This window comes from Lactobacillus nasalidis (assembly GCF_016587775.1).
In the GTDB taxonomy this organism is placed as follows: Bacteria; Bacillota; Bacilli; order Lactobacillales; family Lactobacillaceae; genus Lactobacillus; species Lactobacillus nasalidis.
This window is the reverse complement of record NZ_BOCG01000308.1, coordinates 1-2,841: the sequence shown is the minus strand read 5'-3', so window position 1 is coordinate 2,841 and position 2,841 is coordinate 1. Positions and strand designations below refer to the sequence as shown.

Below are 2,841 nucleotides of genomic sequence, written 5' to 3'. Positions count from 1 at the left end.
CAAGGAGGTCCCTTCAATGCCGTAGTGGCGGCGGACCAGCCAGCGGATCCCGTAGGCAGCAGCCGCTACCAGGAGGTCAGCCCAGCCCGGCAGAACCGGGTTGATGACTGACAGGGCCGGAAGCGACAGGACGAAGACGATCAGCATGATGATGGCCAAAGAGCCGATCAGGCCCCAGATGACCTTGCCCCAGGCCGGCTTGCCGGTCTTCGGGTCAGGCTGCATCCAGGAGTTGTATTTGGTGAAGTACCAGCCCATGGCCAGGCCCATGATGATCAAAGTCAAGATCCCGGAACCAGAGGAAGTGCTCTTGTTGTTGCTGGTGAACAGCTGCAGGATCCCGAACAGGGCCGTCAGCATGGCCGTGTAGAAGAGGGCCCCGTCCAGGGCAACCAGCTTGTCGGGCACCTTTTCCGGCTTGACTACCGGGTTGAGGATCTGGCTGGCCTTCAATTTCGGTGCCGCGCCAAAGAGCACGTGGGCCGGCTGGCCCTTGATCTGGGCGTCGTAGATTTCCGGCAGCAGGCCGTCGATCTTGGCATCGGCGTCAGCCTCGCTCAAGCCCCCGGCCAGCAGTTCCTTCTTCAGCCGGTAGATGTAGTCACGGTTCTTGTTGGACAGCTTGGACCGCAGCTCCTTCGGGTCGGCCTGCTTGATGCTTTCGCTCTTGGCTTCCGCTTCGCCCTGCTTTTGCAGCTTGGCCTGGGAAGCGTTCTTTACTTGCTTTTCTTCGCTCACTTCAGTCTCCTGCCTTATACGTTAAATCTAAATTCGATGATGTCGCCGTCCTGAACCTCGTAGTCCTTGCCTTCCAGGCGGACGCGGCCGGCTTCCTTGATCTTCTGCATGCTCTCGTACTTGTCCAGGTCTTCAAAGGACACTACTTCAGCCCGGATGAAGCCCCGTTCAAAGTCGGAGTGGATGACGCCGGCAACCTGCGGAGCCTTCATCCCCTGGTGGAAGGTCCAGGCCCGGGTTTCCTTGCCGCCGGCCGTGAAGAAGGTTCTCAGGCCCAGCAAGTGGTAAGCAGCCCGGATCAGGCGGTCCAAACCGGATTCTTCAACGCCTTCGGCTGCCAGCATTTCAGCCTTTTCCTCGTCGTCCAGGCCGGCGATTTCTTCCTCGATGGCCGCGGAAATGCCCAGGCAGCCAGCGCCTTCCTTGTCGGCGTGAGCCTTGACGATCTGGTAGTACTTGTCGCTTTCCGGATCAGCCATGGATTCTTCGGCAATGTTGGCCACGTAGATGACCGGCTTGGAAGTCAGCAGGAAGAGGCCCTTGACGATCTTGGCCTCGTCGTCGGTGAACTTGATTGACCGGACCGGGTCGCCGGCTTCCAGCACCGGCTTGATCTTCTGCAGGACGTTGTATTCAGCCAGGGCTTCCTTGTCCTTTTGCTGGGCCATCTTCTGCACCTTGCCGATCCGGCGGTCAACGGAGTCAAGGTCGGCGTAGACCAGCTCCAGGTTGATCGTGTCGATGTCTTCTTCCGGGTCGACCTTGCCGGAAACGGAAGTGATGTTTTCGTCGTCAAAAGCCCGCACCACGTGCACGATGGCATCGGTCTGGCGAATGTTTTCCAGGAACTTGTTCCCCAGGCCTTCACCCTTGGAAGCCCCCTTGACCAGACCGGCGATGTCCGTGAATTCAAAAGTCGTGTGCACGACCTTCTTGGCCGGGATCAGCTCCTGGATTCTGGCCAGACGCTTGTCCGGCACTTCAACCATCCCCACGTTCGGTTCGATGGTCGCGAACGGGTAGTTGGCCATTTCCGCGCCAGCCTTGGTGATTGCGTTAAACAGCGTTGACTTGCCGACGTTTGGCAAACCGACGATACCTGCAGTTAAAGCCATAGTAAATAATTCCTCTTTCTTTATTGTTCCTTGTGTGTTTTATTTTTGGCCTTTTGACCTGATTAGTCAATGCTTAGTCAAAATTTGGCCGGGCAATGTCTTCCTTTGGCACGTAAAACTCGCTCTTCCGGTTGACCGGATCGCTGCTTTTGGCCAGAAGCTTCTTGACCTTCTTGTTGAAGTCGGCCCGCGGCATCATGACCACGTGCCCGCAGCCCATGCACTTCAGGCGGATGTCCGCGCCCAAGCGCAGGACTTCCCAGTTGTTGGTCTGGCAGGCATGGGGCTTCTTCATTTCAACTGTATCCGCCAAATCAAAAGTAATGTTTTTAATCATCGAGATTCACACCTAACAAATCCAGGATTCGGTTCAATTCTTCCGGGGAGGCAAAGTCGATCGACAAATGCCCCTTCCCCGTCTTGTTTTCGGTAATGTTCACGGGTGAGCCGAACTTGGCGGCCAGCTGGCTTTCACTGGCCCGCACGAAGGCCGACTTGCCGGCATTCTTTTTCTTCTGCTTCTGCCCGCGCTCGTTCATCTTGGCCACCAGGGCCTCGACCTTGCGCACCGGCATCCCTTCCTTGACCACCCGCTTGGCCAATTCGTCGATGCGGTCCTTGTCCTTTAAGCCCAGCAGGGTTCTGGCCTGGCCCATCGACAGCTCGCCTCTTTGCAAAAGGCCCTTGGTCTTCTGCGGCAGGGTGAGCAGGCGGAGGTAGTTGGTGATGTAGGGACGGGACTTGCCCATCTTCTTGGAAACCTCTTCCTGGGTCAGGCCCAGGTTCTTTTGCAGCATCTCGTAGGCCTGGGCTTCTTCCAAAGGAGTCAGGTCCTCGCGCTGGAGGTTTTCCAGAATGGCCACTTCCATCATCTGGCTTTCGTCGAACTGGCGGATGATGGCCGGGATGGTCTCCTTGCCGGCCAGTTCGGAAGCCCGGTAGCGGCGCTCGCCGGCGATGATTTCATAGCCGCCGACCGACCGGCGGA

Annotated in this window: 4 protein-coding genes; all 4 read right to left on the bottom strand. The window is 57.7% G+C overall.

Translation table 11 applies throughout. The annotated features are described in order from the left end of the window. Positions 1-738 (bottom strand): DUF1129 domain-containing protein (locus lacNas_RS05495; protein WP_201346677.1); only part of this gene is annotated, 738 nt, incomplete at its 3' end. 14 nt (positions 739-752) lie between these two features. Continuing rightward, entirely contained in the window at positions 753-1,853 is a 1,101-nt protein-coding gene (gene ychF, locus lacNas_RS05490; RefSeq protein ID WP_201332078.1) for a redox-regulated ATPase YchF, read from the bottom strand. A 73-nt stretch (positions 1,854-1,926) separates the two neighbouring features. After that, positions 1,927-2,190: a DUF951 domain-containing protein gene (locus lacNas_RS05485; RefSeq protein ID WP_201332077.1), complete on the bottom strand. Its 264-nt coding sequence runs from the start codon at positions 2,188-2,190 to the stop codon at positions 1,927-1,929. Continuing rightward, positions 2,183-2,841 (bottom strand): ParB/RepB/Spo0J family partition protein (locus tag lacNas_RS05480; RefSeq protein ID WP_201346676.1); only part of this gene is annotated, 659 nt, incomplete at its 5' end. The genes lacNas_RS05485 and lacNas_RS05480, both read right to left, overlap by 8 nt.